The sequence below is a fragment of the Pseudarthrobacter sp. TE9888 genome, from assembly GCF_056279345.1.
On record NZ_JBWBRD010000002.1, the window covers coordinates 1,879,210 to 1,896,792 of the forward strand.

17 protein-coding genes are annotated in these 17,583 nt (G+C 66.4%); 10 read left to right on the forward strand and 7 right to left on the reverse strand.

What is annotated here, in order from left to right:
• Window positions 1–15 precede the first annotated feature (15 nt).
• From ACZ9J7_RS09430 to ACZ9J7_RS09440, 3 genes are all read left to right on the forward strand, one after another.
• The gene (locus tag ACZ9J7_RS09430) at window positions 16–1,455 is read left to right on the forward strand and encodes an aldehyde dehydrogenase family protein (protein ID WP_476208889.1); all 1,440 of its coding nucleotides are present in this window, start codon (window positions 16–18) and stop codon (window positions 1,453–1,455) included.
• Entirely contained in the window at window positions 1,452–2,981 is a 1,530-nt protein-coding gene (gene rfaE2 / locus ACZ9J7_RS09435; RefSeq protein ID WP_476208891.1) for a D-glycero-beta-D-manno-heptose 1-phosphate adenylyltransferase, read from the forward strand. The genes ACZ9J7_RS09430 and rfaE2 overlap by 4 nt, the downstream gene beginning before the upstream one ends.
• Window positions 2,982–3,106: 125 nt before the next feature.
• Window positions 3,107–4,636 (forward strand): MFS transporter, encoded by a 1,530-nt coding sequence (locus ACZ9J7_RS09440; protein ID WP_476208893.1) that lies wholly within the window; start codon window positions 3,107–3,109, stop codon window positions 4,634–4,636.
• A 25-nt stretch (window positions 4,637–4,661) separates the two neighbouring features.
• Here the strand turns inward: ACZ9J7_RS09440 and ACZ9J7_RS09445 are convergent, their stop codons facing one another.
• On the reverse strand, window positions 4,662–5,075 hold the full coding sequence (locus ACZ9J7_RS09445; RefSeq protein WP_476208894.1) for a VOC family protein: 414 nt from the start codon (window positions 5,073–5,075) through the stop codon (window positions 4,662–4,664).
• A gap of 150 nt (window positions 5,076–5,225) precedes the next feature.
• Here ACZ9J7_RS09445 and ACZ9J7_RS09450 point away from each other — a divergent pair, with 150 nt between their 5' ends.
• A complete protein-coding gene (locus tag ACZ9J7_RS09450; RefSeq protein WP_476208895.1) occupies window positions 5,226–6,140 on the forward strand; it encodes a spermidine synthase in 915 nt (304 codons plus the stop codon).
• Window positions 6,141–6,188: 48 nt separating this feature from the next.
• Here ACZ9J7_RS09450 and ACZ9J7_RS09455 read toward each other — a convergent pair whose 3' ends face one another.
• Complete coding sequence (locus ACZ9J7_RS09455; protein ID WP_476208897.1) at window positions 6,189–7,085, reverse strand: LysR family transcriptional regulator; 897 nt, start codon at window positions 7,083–7,085, stop codon at window positions 6,189–6,191.
• Between the two features lie 127 nt (window positions 7,086–7,212).
• Here ACZ9J7_RS09455 and ACZ9J7_RS09460 point away from each other — a divergent pair, with 127 nt between their 5' ends.
• Window positions 7,213–8,592, forward strand: a complete 1,380-nt coding sequence (locus tag ACZ9J7_RS09460) for an MFS transporter (protein ID WP_476208898.1) — start codon at window positions 7,213–7,215, stop codon at window positions 8,590–8,592.
• 75 nt (window positions 8,593–8,667) lie between these two features.
• Complete coding sequence (locus ACZ9J7_RS09465) at window positions 8,668–9,417, forward strand: 3-hydroxybutyrate dehydrogenase (protein ID WP_476208900.1); 750 nt, start codon at window positions 8,668–8,670, stop codon at window positions 9,415–9,417.
• Between the two features lie 4 nt (window positions 9,418–9,421).
• Here the strand turns inward: ACZ9J7_RS09465 and ACZ9J7_RS09470 are convergent, their stop codons facing one another.
• A complete protein-coding gene (locus tag ACZ9J7_RS09470; RefSeq protein WP_476208902.1) occupies window positions 9,422–9,685 on the reverse strand; it encodes a hypothetical protein in 264 nt (87 codons plus the stop codon).
• Window positions 9,686–9,852: 167 nt separating this feature from the next.
• A complete protein-coding gene (locus tag ACZ9J7_RS09475; RefSeq protein ID WP_476208904.1) occupies window positions 9,853–10,227 on the reverse strand; it encodes a winged helix-turn-helix transcriptional regulator in 375 nt (124 codons plus the stop codon).
• Window positions 10,228–10,346: 119 nt separating this feature from the next.
• On the opposite strand from ACZ9J7_RS09475, the gene ACZ9J7_RS09480 reads away from it, so the two are divergent.
• The gene (locus tag ACZ9J7_RS09480) at window positions 10,347–11,210 is read left to right on the forward strand and encodes an SDR family oxidoreductase (RefSeq protein ID WP_476208906.1); all 864 of its coding nucleotides are present in this window, start codon (window positions 10,347–10,349) and stop codon (window positions 11,208–11,210) included.
• 127 nt (window positions 11,211–11,337) lie between these two features.
• On the opposite strand, the gene ACZ9J7_RS09485 is transcribed toward ACZ9J7_RS09480, so the two are convergent.
• The 3 genes from ACZ9J7_RS09485 to ACZ9J7_RS09495 all read right to left on the reverse strand — a co-directional run bounded on the left by ACZ9J7_RS09485 (window position 11,338) and on the right by ACZ9J7_RS09495 (window position 14,182).
• A complete protein-coding gene (locus ACZ9J7_RS09485) occupies window positions 11,338–12,414 on the reverse strand; it encodes an ABC transporter substrate-binding protein (protein WP_476208907.1) in 1,077 nt (358 codons plus the stop codon).
• Window positions 12,415–12,479: 65 nt separating this feature from the next.
• Window positions 12,480–13,346, reverse strand: a complete 867-nt coding sequence (locus tag ACZ9J7_RS09490; RefSeq protein WP_476208908.1) for an ABC transporter permease — start codon at window positions 13,344–13,346, stop codon at window positions 12,480–12,482.
• The gene (locus ACZ9J7_RS09495) at window positions 13,343–14,182 is read right to left on the reverse strand and encodes an ABC transporter ATP-binding protein (protein ID WP_476208910.1); all 840 of its coding nucleotides are present in this window, start codon (window positions 14,180–14,182) and stop codon (window positions 13,343–13,345) included. Before ACZ9J7_RS09495 ends, ACZ9J7_RS09490 begins: the two co-directional genes overlap by 4 nt.
• A gap of 231 nt (window positions 14,183–14,413) precedes the next feature.
• Between ACZ9J7_RS09495 and ACZ9J7_RS09500 the strand changes: the two genes are divergently transcribed.
• The 3 genes from ACZ9J7_RS09500 to ACZ9J7_RS09510 all read left to right on the forward strand — a co-directional run bounded on the left by ACZ9J7_RS09500 (window position 14,414) and on the right by ACZ9J7_RS09510 (window position 17,582).
• Window positions 14,414–15,187, forward strand: a complete 774-nt coding sequence (locus ACZ9J7_RS09500) for an IclR family transcriptional regulator (protein WP_476208912.1) — start codon at window positions 14,414–14,416, stop codon at window positions 15,185–15,187.
• Between the two features lie 140 nt (window positions 15,188–15,327).
• Window positions 15,328–16,653 (forward strand): CaiB/BaiF CoA transferase family protein, encoded by a 1,326-nt coding sequence (locus tag ACZ9J7_RS09505; protein ID WP_476208914.1) that lies wholly within the window; start codon window positions 15,328–15,330, stop codon window positions 16,651–16,653.
• Window positions 16,653–17,582, forward strand: a complete 930-nt coding sequence (locus tag ACZ9J7_RS09510; protein ID WP_476208916.1) for a hydroxymethylglutaryl-CoA lyase — start codon at window positions 16,653–16,655, stop codon at window positions 17,580–17,582. Before ACZ9J7_RS09505 ends, ACZ9J7_RS09510 begins: the two co-directional genes overlap by 1 nt.
• Window position 17,583 lies beyond the last annotated feature (1 nt).

Sequence of the window (17,583 nt, forward strand, 5' to 3'; positions counted from 1 at the left end):
GGCGGGAGGAACACCATGCCCACCACAGCCACTGAAACAACCGCAGGCAACGACGCAGCCCGGGGCACCGGCATCACCATCCAGGACCCGCGAACCGGTGAAGTGCTCTGGACGGTGCCTGAAGCCGGCCCGGACGCAGTAAATGATGCCTTGGACGTGGCCCGCAGGGCTGCGCCCGGCTGGGCGGCAACCGCTCCGGCCGAACGGGGGGCCGCCCTACGGGCCGCCGCCAAGGCGCTCGATGCCGCCGCCCGGGAACTCGCCGGCCTGAACGCCAGCGAAACGGGACGGCCCGAAGAAGAAGCGCTGGCCGGAATTGGCGCCGCCGTCTCCACCCTGGAACAGTACGCGGAGCTGGGCCCGGTGCACCGCGGCCACAGCCTCCGCGGCAACCGGCTCGCCTCGGACTACACCATCGCCGAACCCCGCGGCGTAGCCGTCCTGCTGACCCCCTGGAACGACCCCGTCGCAGTCGCCTGCGGCCTGATCGGTGCCGCCCTGGTGACAGGCAACGCGGTCATCCACAAACCCAGCGAGCGCTGCCCCCGGCTGGGCGAGGCGCTGGGCGAAGTCCTGGCACCGGCCTTCCCCGCCGGCGTCTTCCTGACCATCTCCGGCGGCGCAGGCGTGGGGGCAGCGCTGGCAGAAGCGGAGGTGGACGTGATCGCCCATGTTGGGTCCAGCGCCTCGGGAGCCCGGATCGCAGCGGCGGGAGCCCGCACCGGCGCCCATGTCATCCGCGAAAACGGCGGCAACGATCCCCTGCTGGTGGACCGCGACGTGGACCCGGCGTGGGCTGCGGAACAGGCCGCAATCGGCGCCTTCAGCAACAGCGGCCAAATTTGCACTTCCGTTGAACGCATCTATGTCCACAAGGACATCGCCGAGGCTTTCTGCAGTGCACTCGAAGCCGAGGCCGCACTCCGGAACAGCAACGGATCCGTGGCGCCTCTGGTGGACCTCCGGATGCGCGACGCCGTCCACGGGCACGTCGCGGAGGCCCTGGACCGCGGCGCCCGCGCCGTCGAAGGCGGTGCCTTGCCGGACGGGCCCGGTTCCTTCTACCCCGCTACCGTCTTGCTCGGCTGCACCGAGGGCATGCAGGTCATGGCGGAGGAAACGTTTGGCCCGGTGGCCCCGGTCCAGGTGGTGGACACGTTCGACGACGGCCTGCGACTGGCCAGCAGCGGCAGGTACGGCCTCGCGGCCACGGTCCTGAGCAGCAACATTGCCCACATCCAGCGGGCAGTGGCGTCTTTGCCGGTGGGAACCGTGAAGGTCAACGCAGTTTTTGGCGGCGCCCCGGGCGGTGCGGCCCAGCCCCGCGGCGGGAGCGGCGCCGGGTTCGGCTACGGTCCCGAACTGCTGGACGAATTTACGCAGGTCAAAGTGGTGCACATCGAAGCTCCGCCGGCTTACGCAGTTGCCGGCAGCGAGGGAGTGGACCAGCCATGAACGCGGCCCCGGACTCCATCGACCTCTCCACCCAGCGGGCGCTGTCCGACTGGCTGCCGGGCAGGCTCGCGGCCGAAAACCCGGCCATCCTGGTAATCGGCGACGTGATGCTCGATGGCTGGTGGAGCGGCACCATCGAACGGCTGTGCCGGGAAGCTCCCGCACCCGTGGTGGAGCTCCAGTCCCGCGAGTCGGTCCCCGGCGGGGCAGCCAACACCGCCATGAACCTCGCATCCCTGGGGGCACAGGTATCGGTGGCCGGCGTCATCGGCACTGACGACGCCGGGGAGGACCTGCGCGGGCAGCTTGCCGGAGCCGGCATCGACGTCCGCCACCTGAGGTCCCACCCGGAGATGGTCACCACCACCAAGATCCGGATCAGCAGTGGGGGCCAGGTGATGCTGCGCCTCGATGACTCGGCCACGACCGTCCCGGCCGACGCCCTCGAAGCGCTCGCCGCCTCGGTGCGGGCCGCCGTCGAACGCCGGGACGCCGTCCTGGTTTGCGACTACGGGACAGGAGTGGTGGCAGGCCCCGTCCGCGCCGCGCTGGCGGAAGTCCTGGGGAACTGGGCCGGGGAAGACCGGCCGCTGGTGGTGGTTGACGCCCATGACCCGCGGCCGTGGGCGGCCCTGCAGCCGGACCTGGTGACGCCGAATGCCCAGGAAACCGCACGGCTGCTCGACCGCAGGCTGCCGGAGGGGCAGGACCGGGTGGACGCCGTCGGCGGCGCCGCTGCAGACCTGCTGGCCAGCACCGGCGCGCGGGCCGTGGTGGTCACCCTGGACCGGGACGGGACCGTCCTGCTGACGCCCGACGGCGTGCGGCACCGGACATGGGCACGGCCGGCCGCCGAGAAGCAGGCGTCCGGGGCAGGCGACACGTTCGTGGCGGCCCTGACCCTGGGCCGGGCCGCAGGCCTCCCGCTGACGGCCAGCCTGGACCTGGCGCAGTCGGCCGCCGACGTAGTGGTCCACCAGCCGGGAACTTCGGTGTGCAGCACCGCCCAGCTCAGCCGGTACCTGGAGGCCTTCGCCGATACTGCCCTGAGCGAGGAGGAACTGGAGCGGCAACTGGAGGTGCACCGCGCCCAGGGGCAGCGGATTGTGCTGACCAACGGCTGCTTCGACGTCCTGCACAGTGGCCACACCCGGTACCTCAACCAGGCCAAGCAGCTGGGCGACATCCTGGTGGTGGCGCTGAACAGCGACGATTCCGTCCGCCGGCTCAAGGGATCCGGCCGGCCCATCAACAATATGGCGGACCGGGCAGCGGTGGTGGCGGCGCTGAGCTGCGTGGACTACGTGACAGTATTCGACACCCCCACGGCCGCCCCGCTGATCAGCCTGCTCCGGCCCGAGGTGTACGCCAAGGGCGGGGACTACACGCCCGAAATGCTGGCGGAGACGCCCGCGGTGGAGGAATACGGCGGCCGCGTGGCCATCCTGGACTACGTGGCGGAAAGGTCCACCACAGCCGTGGTGAACCGGATCCGGGACGGCCAGGGGGCTGCCACCGCACCGTAGCCGGGACCGGTCCACGCAGCATCGACACGGGGCCATCGCAGGAGCACTATGGATCCATAAATGTGGGGTTTTCGAGCGGGGCGGCATGGATGGTCTCCCCGTGGTCCACGTGAGGAGACGGCGACATGGCCACAGCGGCGCAGGAGGCCACCAAGGAAGAGTGGAAGGCAAACGACACCTGGCTGCTGGGGATTGTCCTGGCCGTCATCAATTTCTGGCTCTTCGCCCAGACCCTGTTGAACGTCATTCCCGGAATCCAGGGACAACTGGGCGTTGAGCGGACGCTGGCCAACCTGGCCGTGTCGGTCACGTCCCTGTTCTCGGGCATCTTCATCGTGGTCGCGGGCGGACTCGCGGACCGTATCGGCCGGGTCAAAATCCTTTATGCCGGTATCTACCTCAGCATCCTGGGCTCGCTGCTGATCGCCCTGACACCGGAACACGCGGGCGCGCTGACATCGGCGGTGCTGCTCGGCGGCCGCATCATCCAGGGGCTTTCGGCGGCCTGCGTCATGCCGTCCTCCATGGCCCTGGTCAAAAGCTTCTACGAGGGCAAAGACCGTCAGCGGGCGCTTTCCTTCTGGTCCATCGGGTCCTGGGGCGGGTCCGGTTTCTGTTCGCTCTTCGGCGGGCTGATGGCCTCATCCTTCCTGGGCTGGAGGTCCATCTTCTGGATCTCCATCGTGCTGTCAGTCCTGGCGCTGTTCCTGATCAGGGGGACGCCGGAGTCCCGGGCCGCCGCAGACGCCGGGGATGCCGGGCGCCGCTTCGACTGGGCAGGGCTGACCTGCTTCATCATCATGCTGGTGTCCATCAACGTCTACATTTCCCAGGGTCCGAACATCGGCTGGCTGAGCTGGACCGGGATCGTCCTCCTGGCCCTCTTCGTGGTGTTCAGCCTGGTCTTCCTGCAGATCGAGACCGGCGCCGGCCGCCCCTTCGTGGACCTGAAGCTGTTCAGCAACGGGACCTTCACCGGCGCCACCTTGTCCAACTTCCTGCTGAATGGTGCCGCCGGAACCCTCATCGTGTCGCTGGGCCTGGTCCAGGTGGCCGCGGGCATGAGTTCCCTGCAGTCCGGGCTGCTGACCCTGGGCTACCTGGTGGCCATCCTTGCCACCATCCGGGTCGGAGAAAAGCTGCTGCAGCGGTTCGGCCCCAAAAAGCCGATGCTGTGGGGCAGCATCATCACCGGCGCCGGGGTCCTGATGTGCTCCATGACTTTCCTGCTCATCGGCGAATACATCGTGCTCACCGTCGTCGGCTTCACGCTGTTCGGCGTCGGTCTCGGCTTTTACGCAACCCCGTCCACGGACGCGGCCCTGTCCAACGTGCCCGACGCGCAGGTGGGTGCCGCTTCCGGCATCTACAAGATGGCCTCATCCCTGGGCAACGCGATCGGGGTGGCGATTTCCGCGGCCCTCTATGTGGCCGCCCAGGCGGTTGATCCAAGGACCATCCAGTCCTGGGGCCTCTTCATTGGCCGCCAGGACAACGTGGCCCTGCGCTTCGGCGGTGCGGTCGGGCTGCTGTTCAACGTGCTGATGGTCCTGGTGGCCATCGCCGCGATCATCGTCACGGTGCCGGCCAGGCAGCCCAGGGACGAAGCCGAGGCGCGGCCCGACGTCGTCGCGCCCCCCGCTTTCGGCAACTGACCTCCTGCCCCGCCTGACACCCGCGTCAGCTGTACAGGTGGCTGTCCAGGACCGACCGGGGCTTCTCTGCCGGATCCGGGTGGGCGACGATGACGCGGATTCCGTCGGGATCCCGGCCTTCGACGATGGTAACGCCGCCCTTTGCACGGGTTTCGGTGTAGCGCCCCATGTCCTTCAGCGCCCGCTCAAAGTAGGCCAGACCCTCAGCGGTGTCGGTCGCCCACATCAACAGGTGCTGCCCCAGGCCACCGGAATAGTGCTCCTCACGGGGGCCGCGTTCAATGAGGTAGAGCTCGAAACCCCCGGGCGCCAGGAGGAGGGCGGCGTCGTCCGAGCGTATGGTCTCCACGCACTTGAACAGGTCCCGGTAGAAGGTCACGGACCTGTCCAGTTCCGAGACGAACTGGACGGATGAAGCCACCCTCGCTGTGTATTCCATCCTGTCATTGTTGACCCCGCCGCCGCAGACCACCAGCCTTCCTCCAGGCGGTGCGGGCTTCGGGACGGTGCCCGGCTTCAGCTCCGATGGCGGCCAGCAACTAGGGTTGACCCTGTACAACTCACACGGACTGAAGCGGGGCAACGGGCAATGGCGAAACGCGGACGGTCGGCGAACCGGGCCGGAAGCCCGGCAGCCGGTGTCGTTGAGGTTCCCAAGGGAGCTGTGGTGAACGGCCCGGCTGAGGGCGTTTACTACATCGACACGGGCGACTGCGAGCTCATCGCCGACCAGGACAATTCCACCGGCTGGCTCCTGAAGATCAACGGCGTCATGAGCTCGCACATTGACCTGGCCGACCCGCTGTTCCTGGACTTCGAGTACATGCGGTGGATGGCGGCGCTCATTGAGTCGCGCTGGCCGCCGTCGGACGTTTCGTCGGCAAAGCTGCGCGGGCTGCACCTGGGCGGCGGTGCCTGCTCCCTGGCCCGCTACTTCTCCGCTGCCTACCCGGATGCGCGGCAGGTGGTGGTGGAGCTGGACGGGAAGCTTGCCGAATACGTGCGCGGCTGGTTCGACCTTCCCAAGGCGCCCCTGCTGCGGATCCGCGTGGGGGAGGCCCGCTCGGTGACGGAGACCCTCACTGCCCAGACCCGGGACTTCATCATCCGCGACGTCTTCGCCGGAGCCTTCACCCCCCGGCCCCTCACCACCGCCGAATTCAACCAGCACGCCAAGCGGATCCTGGCGCCGGGCGGCCTGTATGTTGCCAATTCCGGGGACGCCCCGGACCTGAAGAACGCCCGTGAGGACGCGGCCACCATCGCGGCCGCCTTCAAGCACACCGTGATCATCGCCGATCCCGCCATGCTGAAAGGCCGGCGGTACGGCAACATGGTGATGGCCGGCAGCGACGTTCCCTTCGGGGACGATCCGCAGCTGCGGCGCCGCCTCCTCGGCGGGGCCGTCCCGGCGCACCTGTGGGATGACGCCCAGGTGCGGGCATTCGCGGCGGGGGCGCCGGTCCGCCACGACCCTCCCGCACCGCCATCGATTGCTGGGTAACTGCCGTTTTCAGCGGTCAAAACGGCAGTTACTCAGCAATCGACGGGCTTAACCCTTGCCCAAAAGCGCGCCGCGGTGTTCGGCCATCCGTTCCCTGAGGGCCTGCACGACGGCGGCCACCGCGGGGCGGCGGAGTGAGTCCGGGCGCAGGACCATCCAGTAGGGGAGCAGTTCGCCGATCTTTTCGGGCAGCAGGCGGACCAGGTCGTCGTGGAGGTCAGCCATGAAGCACGGCAGGAAGCCGACGCCGGCGCCGGCCCGGGTGGCCTCGACATGGACGAACACGTTGGTGGAGGTCAGGCCGTCCTTCATGGCGGGAACGAGCCGCCGCGGCGCATCGAGGTCGTCCACCTGGAGCATTGAGTCCACGAAGTAGACCAGCGGGTGCCCGTTGAGTTCAGCCACGGTGGCGGGTGTCCCATGCTCCGCAAGGTAGGCGCGGGAGGCATACATGCCCAGCCGGTAGTCGCCCAGGCGGATGGCCTCCGCGCGGTGCACCTGCGGCTCGCCCACCACCACTTCGATGTCCAGCCCGGACCGCTGCTGCAGCGCCCGGCGGGTCATGGTGACCACTTCCACGCTCAGGCCCGGATGGTCCCGCCGCAGCCGCGCCACGGCCGGAGCGGCAATGTAGGCACTGAAGCCATCCGTCGCGGTCATGCGCACGACGCCGGCAATCGGGTCGGGTGCCTGGCCGGCCGGTCCCAGCGTGCCCAGCACCGCCTCCACCTGTTCGGCCGCCCGCACGGCCCGTTCGCCGAGCTCCGTGAGTTCCCAGCCGCCCGCGGCGCGGGACAGGACCCGGCCGCCCAGGGACTTCTCAAGCGCGGCGATCCTGCGCGAGACGGTGGTGTGGTTCAGTCCCAAGGCTTGGGCCGCCGTCGTAAACCTTGCGGAGCGGGACACCGCGAGGAGCACCAGCAGGTCATCGGGGTTCGCATTCATATCTGCAATTGTGCACACGTCGACTGCCTCTTTGGTCATTGAAGACCCGGATTTGTGCAGCAATACTCATCTGAGTCACTTGTGCTGGAGATCACAGCACGTGTCAATGTGGACACTGAGGAGAACCATGAGCATTGAGCAAGGCCTGGCGAACGACGCCAGGCATGCACCCAAGGGATCGGGCCTGAAGAAGATTGTTGCCGCCTCCATGGTGGGCACGGTGGTGGAATGGTACGAATTCTTCCTGTACGCCACCGCGGCCACCCTGGTCTTCGGCAAGTACTTCTTCCCCGCCACAGGCAACGACCTGGACGGGATCATCCAGGCCTTCCTGACCTATGCCGTGGGCTTCATCGCCCGCCCGCTGGGCGGCATCGTCTTTGGCCAGATCGGCGACAAGCTGGGCCGCAAGCCCACGCTGCAGCTGACCATCATCATCATCGGCATTTCCACGTTCCTGATGGGCTGCCTGCCCGGCTTCGCGGACATCGGATACCTGGCGCCGGCCCTGCTGGTGGCCCTGCGGTTCATCCAGGGCTTCGCGCTGGGCGGCGAATGGGGCGGCGCCGTGCTCCTGGTGGCCGAACACAGCCCCAACAAGACGCGCGCCTTCTGGTCCAGCTGGCCCCAGGCCGCCGTCCCGGTGGGCAACCTCCTGGCCACCCTGGTGCTGTACATCATGTCCACCACCCTCAGCAGTGAGGCGTTCCTCGGCTGGGGCTGGCGGGTGGCGTTCTGGCTCTCCGCCGTAATCGTCTTCGTGGGCTACTACATCCGCACCAACGTCAGCGAGTCGCCCATCTTCCTCGAAGCCAAGGAACAGGTGGAGAAGGAACAGGCCGTCAGCTACGGCGTCTTCGAGGTCCTGCGCAAGTACCCCAAAGGCATCTTCCAGGCCATGGGCCTGCGGTTCGCGGAAAACATCATGTACTACCTGGTGGTCAGCTTCGCGATTGTGTACCTCAAGAGCGTGCATAAGTACGACACCTCATCGCTCCTGCTGGCGCTGCTGATCGCACACGTCATCCACTTCGCCATCATTCCGCAGTACGGCCGCCTCGCGGACCGGATTGGCCGCAAGCCCGTGTACCTGGCCGGCGCCATCCTCGGTGCCACCTGGCCGTTCTTCGCCTTCCCGATGTTCGATACCCGGAACGCGGTCGTCATCGTCCTGGCCGTGACCATCGGTCTCTGCCTGCACGGCCTGATGTACGCTGGCCAGCCGGCCATTATGGCCGAGATGTTCCCCACCCGCATGCGGTACTCCGGCGCATCCCTCGGCTCGCAGGTGACGTCCATCTTCGCCGGTTCGCTGGCGCCGCTGCTGGCCACCCAGTGGCTGAAGGACACCGGTTCGTGGCTCCCCACCGCCGTCTACCTGGTGGTGGCCTGTGCCATCACCACCGTGGCCGTGCTAAGCCTGAAGGAGACCAAGGGCATTGCCCTGGAAGACGTGGACCAGGAAGATGCGGCCCGCGAGGGGCTGCTGGCGGCTGAACGCCGCTGACCTGGCTGCTGGGTTGACCCAGCCGCCGGACCGTTTGGGCGCGCAAGCCGTGGGCTGTACACAAGGAGAACTGCAATGGACAACACGTTGAATGGACGCAAGGCGCTGGTCACCGGCGGTGCCAGCGGAATCGGGGCCGCCTGCGTGCGCGCACTGGCGGCGCGCGGAGCGAAAGTGGTGGTGGCCGACGTCGATGCCGCCGCCGCAGCGTCCCTCGCCGATGAGGTGGGCGGCAGCGCCTGGGAAGTGGACCTGCTGGACGTCGACGCCCTGGCCGCGCTGAGCCTCGACTGCGACATCCTGGTCAACAACGCCGGCATCCAGCGCATCAACCCCATCGAGGAGTTCGATCCGGCAGACTTCCGCCGGATTATCAGCCTGATGCTGGAGGCCCCGTTCCTGCTCATCCGGGCCGCCCTGCCGCACATGTACGCCAACAAGTTCGGCCGCGTCATCAACCTTTCCTCGGTGCATGGACTGCGCGCCTCTCCGTTCAAGAGCGCGTATGTCTCCGCCAAGCACGGCCTGGAGGGGCTCAGCAAGGTGACAGCGCTTGAAGGGGGCCCGCACGGTGTTACGTCGAACTGCGTGAACCCCGGATACGTGCGCACCCCTTTGGTGGAGAAGCAGCTCGCGGACCAGGCCAAGATGCACGGCATCCCGGAGTCCGAGGTGCTGGCGAAGGTGATGCTCACCGAAGCCGCCATCAAGCGCCTGGTGGAACCCGACGAGGTGGCGTCCCTGGTGGCCTGGCTCGCGTCCCCGGACGCCGGCATGGTCACCGGCGCCAGCTACACCATGGACGGTGGCTGGTCGGCCCGTTAGTCCTTCAGTCCAGGGGCTTGACCAGCCGGTGGTCAAAGAAGAAGACGCCGTACGGGGTCTTCACTCCCACTGACCGGCGGTCCTGCCAAACGACGACCCCTTCGCGCCTGCCGCTGAAGGGGTCGTCGCCTATGACTGTGTCCCCTACCCGGTAAGGGCAGCGGGGGCTGAAGACCGTCAACGTCCGGCCCCATGCCCCGGAAAGGGCGGACCCCAGGCTGACGGGCCGGCCCATGCCGGAAAGATCCTGTGCGTAGTCCCTGGCCATGTGACCAACTCCTTCAAGCGGCAGCCTGCCGCCTGCTAACGGTGCTGGTTGGCGGAATGCTCCCAGCGGAGGAGGGTCCTCCCATTCCGGCCGCCACCGTATGGCTACGCTAAGCGCTATTCACACCAGTCACACCAGTAACAGGTACTCATCTTCCGGTGCCGTGACTACTTGGCCGGGACTGCCCCGTTGATGATCTCTTCGGCGTGGTCAAAAGCCCAGGCTGCCAGCGGCACCAGCAGCGCACTGAGTTCGTAGCCCCGGTCGGTGAGGCTGTAGTCCACCCGGGGCGGAATGACAGGCTGCGCTTTCCTGCTGACCAGGCCGTCGCGCTCCAGGGTCTTCAGTGTCTGTGCCAGCATCTTCTCGCTGATGCCTTCCGCCCGCCGCCGCAGGTCGCTCCACCGTTGTTCGCCTTCCGACAGGGCAATGATGAGCAGGACACCCCATTTGCTGGTGACGTGGTCCAGCAGTGTCCGGCTGGGGCACCCGGCCGGGAACACGCCGTCGGCAAAGGCCATGGGCAGGGGAGCGGCTTCCATGCCACCAGCTTACCCCTGGGTCAGTACCTTACTTTGAAGTGCGTACTCCCTTTTGGGAAGTTATCCGCCGACGGGCTGGTTGTTCCCTTCGACAGAGCAGAATCCCGAAAGGAATCATCGTGAGCATCGTTGTTACAGGCGCCACCGGACAGTTGGGCCGCCACGTTCTTGAAGCACTCCTGGAGCGCGGGGTAGCGGCCGGGGATATCGTCGCGGCCGGCAGGTCCGTGGAGAAGCTAGCCGACTTCGCGGAGCGCGGGGTCCGCGTACAGCCGATGGACTATGCCGACGCCGGATCGGTGGCCGCTGCCCTGAAGGGTGCTACCCGGGTGCTCCTGATTTCCGGCAGCGAAGTGGGGCAGCGGGTTGACCAGCACCGCACCGTCATTGAGGCGGCCAAGGCCGAGGGCGTGGAGCTGCTGGCCTACACCAGCATCGCCAACGCGGACACAACGGGCATGAAGCTGGCCGACGAGCACAAGGCCACCGAGGCGCTGCTGCGTGAGTCCGGGGTTCCGTTCGTGCTGCTGCGCAACGGCTGGTATCTGGAAAATTACACGGAGCAGCTGCCCGGAGCCCTCGCGCAGGGCGCTGTTGCAGGAAGCGCCGGTGACGGCAAGGTCAGCGGCGCGGCCCGGGCCGACTATGCCCACGCGGCTGCCGCGGTCCTGGTGGCCGACGGCCAGGCCGGCAAGGTTTACGAACTGGGCGGCGACGAAGCCTTCAGCATGGCGGACCTCGCTGCGGAAATCAGCGCGGCCACCGGCAAGGCCATCAGCTACAACGACCTGCCCGCGGGGGATTACGCGGGGCTGCTCGCGTCCGTGGGAGTGCCGGAAGCCTTTGCGGAGATCCTGGCGGACTCCGACCTGGGCATTGCGCGCGGTGATCTCCTGGTCAGCACGGGCGACCTGCAGCGGCTGATCGGCCGCCCGACGACGTCCCTCGGCCAGGCAGTACGGGCCGCCGCTGCTGCGGCTTAAGACGGCGGAACGCAAAAAGGTGCCCGCCCCCATGAGGGGGCCGGGCACCTTTTTTGTTGTGCTTGCCGGAGCGCGGCGTTATTCGCTGGCTAGGCGCCGCCCGCGGGCAGGACATAGCAGCGTGGCATCACTTCACGAGGTCGTTGGTGTACGTATCGGCAAGCTTGATGTCCTTGTTTCCGACGTCCGGGTTGGCAACCTGCTGGGTCTTCAGGACAGCCTGGACGCCGTCGTCGGTGAAGGTGCCATCCTTGCTCAAAGTCTTCTTGAGGTCATCGATCACTTTGGCGTAGAGATCCTTGTCGCCGCCGGCGAAGTTTTCCGGCATTTTGGCCGCAATTTCGGCACCGGAGTGGCCGTTGATGTACTCCAGGGTGCGCTTGATGGCCTTGGCCAGCTTGGCGGCGGTGTCCTTGTTCTGGTTGAGCCAGTCAGTCTTGGCGTAGAGGCAGGCGGAAGGCCAGGAATCGGTGGCGAACACTTCCTTCAGGCCCTCGGAGCTGCGGACATCCTCCAGGATCACGGGGGTGTGGCCGATGCGCTTGGTGAGCACCGAGACGTCCGGCTCAAGCATCACGGCGGCGTCAACCTGGCCCTGCTCAACAGCCGCAACAGCGGACGATCCGGCACCGATGGCGGAAACGGCTGCATCAGACTGCTGCATGTTGTTCTTCGCCAGCAGGAACTTCACGAACATGTCGGTGGAAGAACCCGGAGCTGTGACGCCCACGTTCTTGCCCTTCAGGTCCGCAATGGATTTGATCTGGCCTTCATTCTTCGGGGACACCAGCAGTGCCAGGCCGGATGACTGGCCCATGTCCACGAAAGCCTTGATCTGCTGGTTCTTGGCCTGCATCTGGATGGTGTGCTCGTAATACCCGCTGGTCACGTTGGTGCTGCCGCCGATCATGGCGGTCAGGGCCTTGGAGCCGCCTTGGAGGTCCTGAAGCTCAACGTCCACGCCCTCATCCTTGTAGTACCCAAGTTGCTGGGCCAGGGTGGTCGGGAGATATGTCAGGAGGGTCTGTCCGCCGACGCCAATGACCACCTTGCCGCCCCCGCCGCCGGCAGCGGCCGACCCGCTTTGGCCGGGAGGTGTTGCCGCGGGTGCGCCACAGGCGGAGAGCGCCAGGGCAACCGACGCAATCAGGGTCAGTGGCCGGAGGAGGACCCGGCCACGGCGCCGGGTTGCTTTCTGTGTCATGAGTGTCCCTTTCAGGCGGGTTGTTGAGTTTCTGCGCCGGTAAAGCAGCTCTTGGCCGGGCGTGGTCAGGAAGACCGGACCGGGCGCCACCTGAGCAGGTGCCGCTCCAGGCGGTTGACGAGGAGGTCGATGATCAGGACGACGATCATGAGAATGAACATCCCCGCAAACACGCCCTTGGTATCGAACACGCCCTGGGCTTGGGCGATGGCATATCCAACTCCGCCCGAAGCGCCCAGGTACTCACCCACCACTGCGCCGGTGATGGCGAAGCCGACGCTGATATGCAGGCTGGAGAAGATCCAGGTCAGGGCGCTGGGGATGAAGACGTGGCGCAGGAGCTGCTTTTCGCTGGCCCCCAGCATCCTGGCGTTGTCCACCAGGACCCGGTCCACGCTCTTGACGCCTTCCAGTGTGTTGAAGAAGACGATGAAGAACACCAGGGTGAAGCCGAAGGCGACCTTGGACCAGATGCCAAGGCCGAACCACAGCAGGAAGATCGGGGCCAGGACCACGCGCGGGAGCGCATTGAACATTTGGAGGAAAGGGTCCAGCAGCCGCTCAAGGAAGCGGACGCGGGCAAGGATAAAGCCCAGGAGAAGTCCGACGGCGGCTCCCACCAGGAAGGCGAGGATGGCTTCCTGCATGGTCACCCAAAGGTGGGGGAACACGAACCCTGAGGACACCCAGAGCCATACGGTCTGGAAGATGTCCGAGGGAAGGGGGAAGAAGAATTCGTCGATCACCCCGGCCCGTCCCAGGACCTCCCACGCTCCCAGGACCAGAAAAGTGAGGAGGAGCTGGATGCTCCGCATGGCCAAGGGTGACATTTCTCCCCGGCGGCCCGACCGGCTGACGGGGCTGCGGTCCTGGGTGCCGCCGGGAGAGCCGTTCCCGCGGGAACCCGGCCTCCGTGAACCGAGGATGGTCACGCTGCCTCACCTTCCTCCGCCATGGCGCTTTCGTAGGTCTTTGAGACTTCGACTTTCAGGCGGCCCCAGATTTCGCGGTGCAGCGCCACAAACCGCGGGTCGTCACGGATATCCAGCAGGTCGCGCGGGCGGGGAATGTCGATTTGGTAACTTCCCACCACCGTGCTCCCGGGGCCCGCTCCCAGAATGACCACTTCATCGGACAGTGCGATCGCTTCGTCGAGGTCGTGGGTAATGAAGACCACTGCCTTGCCGGATTCCTGCCATAGCTGCAGGAGTTCGTTTTCCATGATCTGGCGCGTCTGGACGTCGAGGGCTGAAAACGGCTCGTCCATGAGGAGGATGTCCGGGTTCACGATCCAGGCCTGTGCGATGGCCGTGCGCTTGCGCATGCCGCCGCTGAGTTGGTGCGGATAGCGGTCCGCAAAGTTCTTGAGGCCTACCTTTTCGAGCCAACGCCGCGATTCCGAGTGGGCCTCGGCCTTGGAGACGCCGGCCATGGTCAGGCCCAGGCTGACGTTGTCGATGACGGTCTTCCACGGCAGCAGGGCGTCCTGCTGGAACATGTAGGACGCCCGGCGGTTCACTCCCGTCACCGGCTCTCCGAAGCTCTTGACCTCTCCGAAGCTGGGAGTTAGAAGCCCTGCTGCCATGTTCAGGATGGTGGACTTGCCTGATCCCGTTGGGCCAACGATCGAGACGAAGCGGCCGGGTTCAACCTTCAGGTCAATGTCGCGGACTGCGAAGTAGGTCTCACCCCCGGATGTTGGAAATTGTTTGGTGCACCCGGTGAGCTCCACGGCATATCCGGACGTGGCTGGCTGTGCAGCTGGCATCTTTGCCTCTTCCCGGCCAACTCCGGCCGCTTGTTTCCCCCTGTTGGTCCACGCTGTCGGAACGAAAGTGGTGCATCGGTCCGCGTCCGGAGACCTGCGTGTGGCCTCTGGTGGTGTTACTCGTCAGCAGGTCTTACCTGCCACATTGTGGGTTCTCCATCATGATGTGGACCCGATGCTAACAGTTACTTCGGTCACACTCAACGCCCCCACGGCTCATACACTTTCCCCATGAGCTCCAGCGAAACGTCGGCCACGCCACTCTTGGTCCTGCGAAAGATCACTGCCATCCTCGATGCTTTTTCCCTCGTCCGGCCCGAGTTGTCGCTGGCTGAGATCCGTTCCAGTACGGGGGTGCCGCACTCCACGGTGCAGCGCCTGGTGGCGAACATGGTGCAGGAAGGGATCCTGGACCGGCACGGGGACCGCTACCGGGTGGGGATGCGGATGGCCCACTGGGCGGCGCCGGCAACCCAGGGCCTGGATTTCCTGGAACTGCTGACCCCCGTGCTGCGGAGGCTTCGTGACGACCTGGGGGAGACGGCCTGCATCTTCCGCGAATCCCAGGGGAAGCGCGTCTGCATTGCCCTGGCCGAGACCCGCCGCATGCTCCGGCGGGCGGTGAGCGTGGGTGAAATCATGCCGCTGCACGTGGGTGCGGCGGGCCGGGTCCTGCTGGCCTGGAACCCGGAAGTTGCGGATGAGGTGTACCGGTCGGGCCTGGCGTCCCTGACCGACCAGACCATTACCGATGCCGCGAGCCTGGAGGAATCGGTTGCGAAAGTCCGGGCAGATGGTTTCGCCATCACCACCGGTGAACGCGTGTCCGGCGCCAGCGGAATCTCAGCTCCGATTTTCGGGCCGCAGGGTGAACTCTTCGGGGCCCTGACGGTGATGGGTCCCGCGCTGAGGATGCCCTTTGACGTCTGTGCGTCCTGGGTGGAACAGGTACTGGCGGCCGCCGAGGAGGGCACCCGGGTAATCGGCGGCACCATCCCCCAGTAGGACCGGTTGTCGGATCCCTCTATCCACATTGTGAATTTGGGTCCACAATATGAATTGTCGTGCCAACGATGCCTCGCGATCCACGGCAGGCCGGGCAAGGCCACCCGGCACCGGCTGCCGGCAGAACAGGAGTCCCAAACATGGTGGAAACTTCACAGACCGCGCCCGCTGGCGGCGTGCGCGCCGGGCAGGACGCAGACTCCGCACGTGCCGCCCGGGAGTTGGCCGGCCCCGGCGCTGTCCCTGCCCTTGGTGCCGTGGGAACGGCCGGCGGGCCGCTCGCCGGCGTGCGGGTCCTGGAGCTCGGCTCATTGATCGCGGGCCCGTTTGCAGGACGGCAGCTCGCAGACTTCGGTGCGGAGGTCATCAAGATCGAGTCTCCCGACCGTCCCGATCCCATGCGTGAATGGGGGCGGGCCGCGATCGACGGCCACACGCTGTGGTGGTCGGTCCAGTCCAGGGGGAAGAAATGCGTGACGCTGGACCTCAAGTCTCCTCGCGGGCGTGAGCTGTTCCTGGAACTCTGCAGGGAAGCCGACGTCATCCTGGAGAATTTCCGCCCTGGAACTCTCGAGAAACTCGGGCTCGCCCCCGAGGTGCTGTGGCAAAGCAACCCGGGCCTGGTCATCGCCAGGGTCTCCGGCTATGGCCAGACCGGACCGGATGCGAACAAGCCCGGCTACGCTTCCGTGGCCGAGGCCCGCGGCGGCCTGCGCCACCTCAATGGTTATCCGGACCAGGCACCCCCACGGACGGGCATCTCGCTGGGGGACAGCCTGGCGTCGCTCTACGCGCTGCAGGGAATCCTGCTGGCCTTGTACTGGCGGGATGCCAAGGGAGGGACGGGGCAGGTTGTGGACGTGTCCCTTGTGGAGGCTTGCTTCTCCCTTTTGGAAAGTGCCGTACCCGATTACGCGGCTGCGGGCGTTGTGCCGGGCCCCAGCGGTTCCGGGCTGAAGGGGATAGCGCCGTCGAATATTTTCCGCTCCAGCGACGGAAAATGGGTGGTGATCGCTGCCAACCAGGACTCGGTGTTCGTGCGGTTGGCTGCCGCAATGGGCAGCCCGGAGCTGGCCTCCGACCCCCTCTACAGCAACCACGCTTCCCGGGGTGTCAACCAGGAGGCGTTGGAGCAACTGATTGCCGAATGGGCCGCAGGCTTCGACCACACGGAACTGGTGGCGTGCCTTGACCGGCACGCTGTTCCCAACAGCACTGTGAGTACCATCGAGGACATCTTCGAAGACCCCCAGCTTCGGGCGCGCGGGATGCTGGTGGAAGTTGCCGACGAACAGCTGGGAACTGTGGTCCAGCCGGGCGTCATCCCCAAGCTGTCCCGGACCAGCGGCGGCATTGCATGGAACGGGCCGCTGTCGCCCGGCTCCCACAACAGCGACGTCTATGGGGGTCTGCTCAACATGAATGTCGAAGAACTGCAGCATGCCAAGGATGAAGGTGCCATCTGATGAATGGAATCGCGGGAACCGGTACTCCCGGAGGGGCAGTCTCAATCGTGGACGTCAGTCCCCGGGACGGGCTGCAGAATGAAAAAGTTCCGGTCAGCACCCAGGACAAGCTGCGCCTTATCAACGATCTGATTGCCCTGGGCGCCAGGCGGATTGAGGCGGTGAGCTTCGTAAACCCCAAAAAGGTTCCGCAAATGGCCGACGCCGATGCCGTCATGGCCGGGGTTCCCCGGGACGCCGGTGCCAGCTACATCGGCCTGGTGCTGAACACCCGCGGCGCGCACAGGGCCGTGGACGCGGGGGTGGACGAGATCAACTATGTCCTGCCCGTGACCGATGCCTTCGCCGCGGCCAACCAGAACACAACGGTCGCCGCCGCCCTCGACGCCCTGGAAGAAGTGTCCGGCGTCGCTACCTCTGCCGGCATCCCTGTCACGGTCACGGCCGCCGTCGCTTTTGGCTGCCCGTACCAGGGCGACGTGCCCGGGGAACAAGCTCTTTCGGTCGTCCGCAGCGCACTGCAACGAGGCCAGCTGGCCGAGGTTGCCTTGGCGGACACCATCGGCTGCGCCGTCCCCTGGCAGGTCAACGGGGTCTTTGCCGCCCTGGCGTCTGAAACGGATGTGCCGCTGCGGGCCCACCTGCACGAGACGCGCCACACTGCGTTGGCGAATACCTATGCCGCCATGGCGGCCGGGGTCAAGGTCTTCGACAGTGCCGTGGGAGGCCTGGGCGGTTGCCCCTTCGCCCCCGGCGCGGCCGGCAATGTTTCCACGGAGGACCTGTCATGGATGCTGGAGCGGGCAGGGTTTTCCACCTCGATTGATCCGCTGGCTGCCACCGAGCTGGGCCGCTGGATCTGCGCCAAGGTGGAGACGGCCCCGCGCTCGGGGCTGGCCGGGGCGGGAGTGTTCCCCAAGGCCGCGTAGG

What these genes read in the sequence shown, in the direction of transcription:
- ACZ9J7_RS09430 (WP_476208889.1), top strand. Translation starts at nt 16, where the DNA reads ATGCCCACCACAGCCACTGAAACAACCGCAGGCAACGACGCAGCCCGG.
- rfaE2 (WP_476208891.1), top strand. Translation starts at nt 1,452, where the DNA reads ATGAACGCGGCCCCGGACTCCATCGACCTCTCCACCCAGCGGGCGCTG.
- ACZ9J7_RS09440 (WP_476208893.1), top strand. Translation starts at nt 3,107, where the DNA reads ATGGCCACAGCGGCGCAGGAGGCCACCAAGGAAGAGTGGAAGGCAAAC.
- ACZ9J7_RS09445 (WP_476208894.1), bottom strand. Translation starts at nt 5,075, where the DNA reads ATGGAATACACAGCGAGGGTGGCTTCATCCGTCCAGTTCGTCTCGGAA.
- ACZ9J7_RS09450 (WP_476208895.1), top strand. Translation starts at nt 5,226, where the DNA reads ATGGCGAAACGCGGACGGTCGGCGAACCGGGCCGGAAGCCCGGCAGCC.
- ACZ9J7_RS09455 (WP_476208897.1), bottom strand. Translation starts at nt 7,085, where the DNA reads ATGAATGCGAACCCCGATGACCTGCTGGTGCTCCTCGCGGTGTCCCGC.
- ACZ9J7_RS09460 (WP_476208898.1), top strand. Translation starts at nt 7,213, where the DNA reads ATGAGCATTGAGCAAGGCCTGGCGAACGACGCCAGGCATGCACCCAAG.
- ACZ9J7_RS09465 (WP_476208900.1), top strand. Translation starts at nt 8,668, where the DNA reads ATGGACAACACGTTGAATGGACGCAAGGCGCTGGTCACCGGCGGTGCC.
- ACZ9J7_RS09470 (WP_476208902.1), bottom strand. Translation starts at nt 9,685, where the DNA reads ATGGCCAGGGACTACGCACAGGATCTTTCCGGCATGGGCCGGCCCGTC.
- ACZ9J7_RS09475 (WP_476208904.1), bottom strand. Translation starts at nt 10,227, where the DNA reads ATGGAAGCCGCTCCCCTGCCCATGGCCTTTGCCGACGGCGTGTTCCCG.
- ACZ9J7_RS09485 (WP_476208907.1), bottom strand. Translation starts at nt 12,414, where the DNA reads ATGACACAGAAAGCAACCCGGCGCCGTGGCCGGGTCCTCCTCCGGCCA.
- ACZ9J7_RS09495 (WP_476208910.1), bottom strand. Translation starts at nt 14,182, where the DNA reads ATGCCAGCTGCACAGCCAGCCACGTCCGGATATGCCGTGGAGCTCACC.
- ACZ9J7_RS09500 (WP_476208912.1), top strand. Translation starts at nt 14,414, where the DNA reads ATGAGCTCCAGCGAAACGTCGGCCACGCCACTCTTGGTCCTGCGAAAG.
- ACZ9J7_RS09505 (WP_476208914.1), top strand. Translation starts at nt 15,328, where the DNA reads ATGGTGGAAACTTCACAGACCGCGCCCGCTGGCGGCGTGCGCGCCGGG.
- ACZ9J7_RS09510 (WP_476208916.1), top strand. Translation starts at nt 16,653, where the DNA reads ATGAATGGAATCGCGGGAACCGGTACTCCCGGAGGGGCAGTCTCAATC.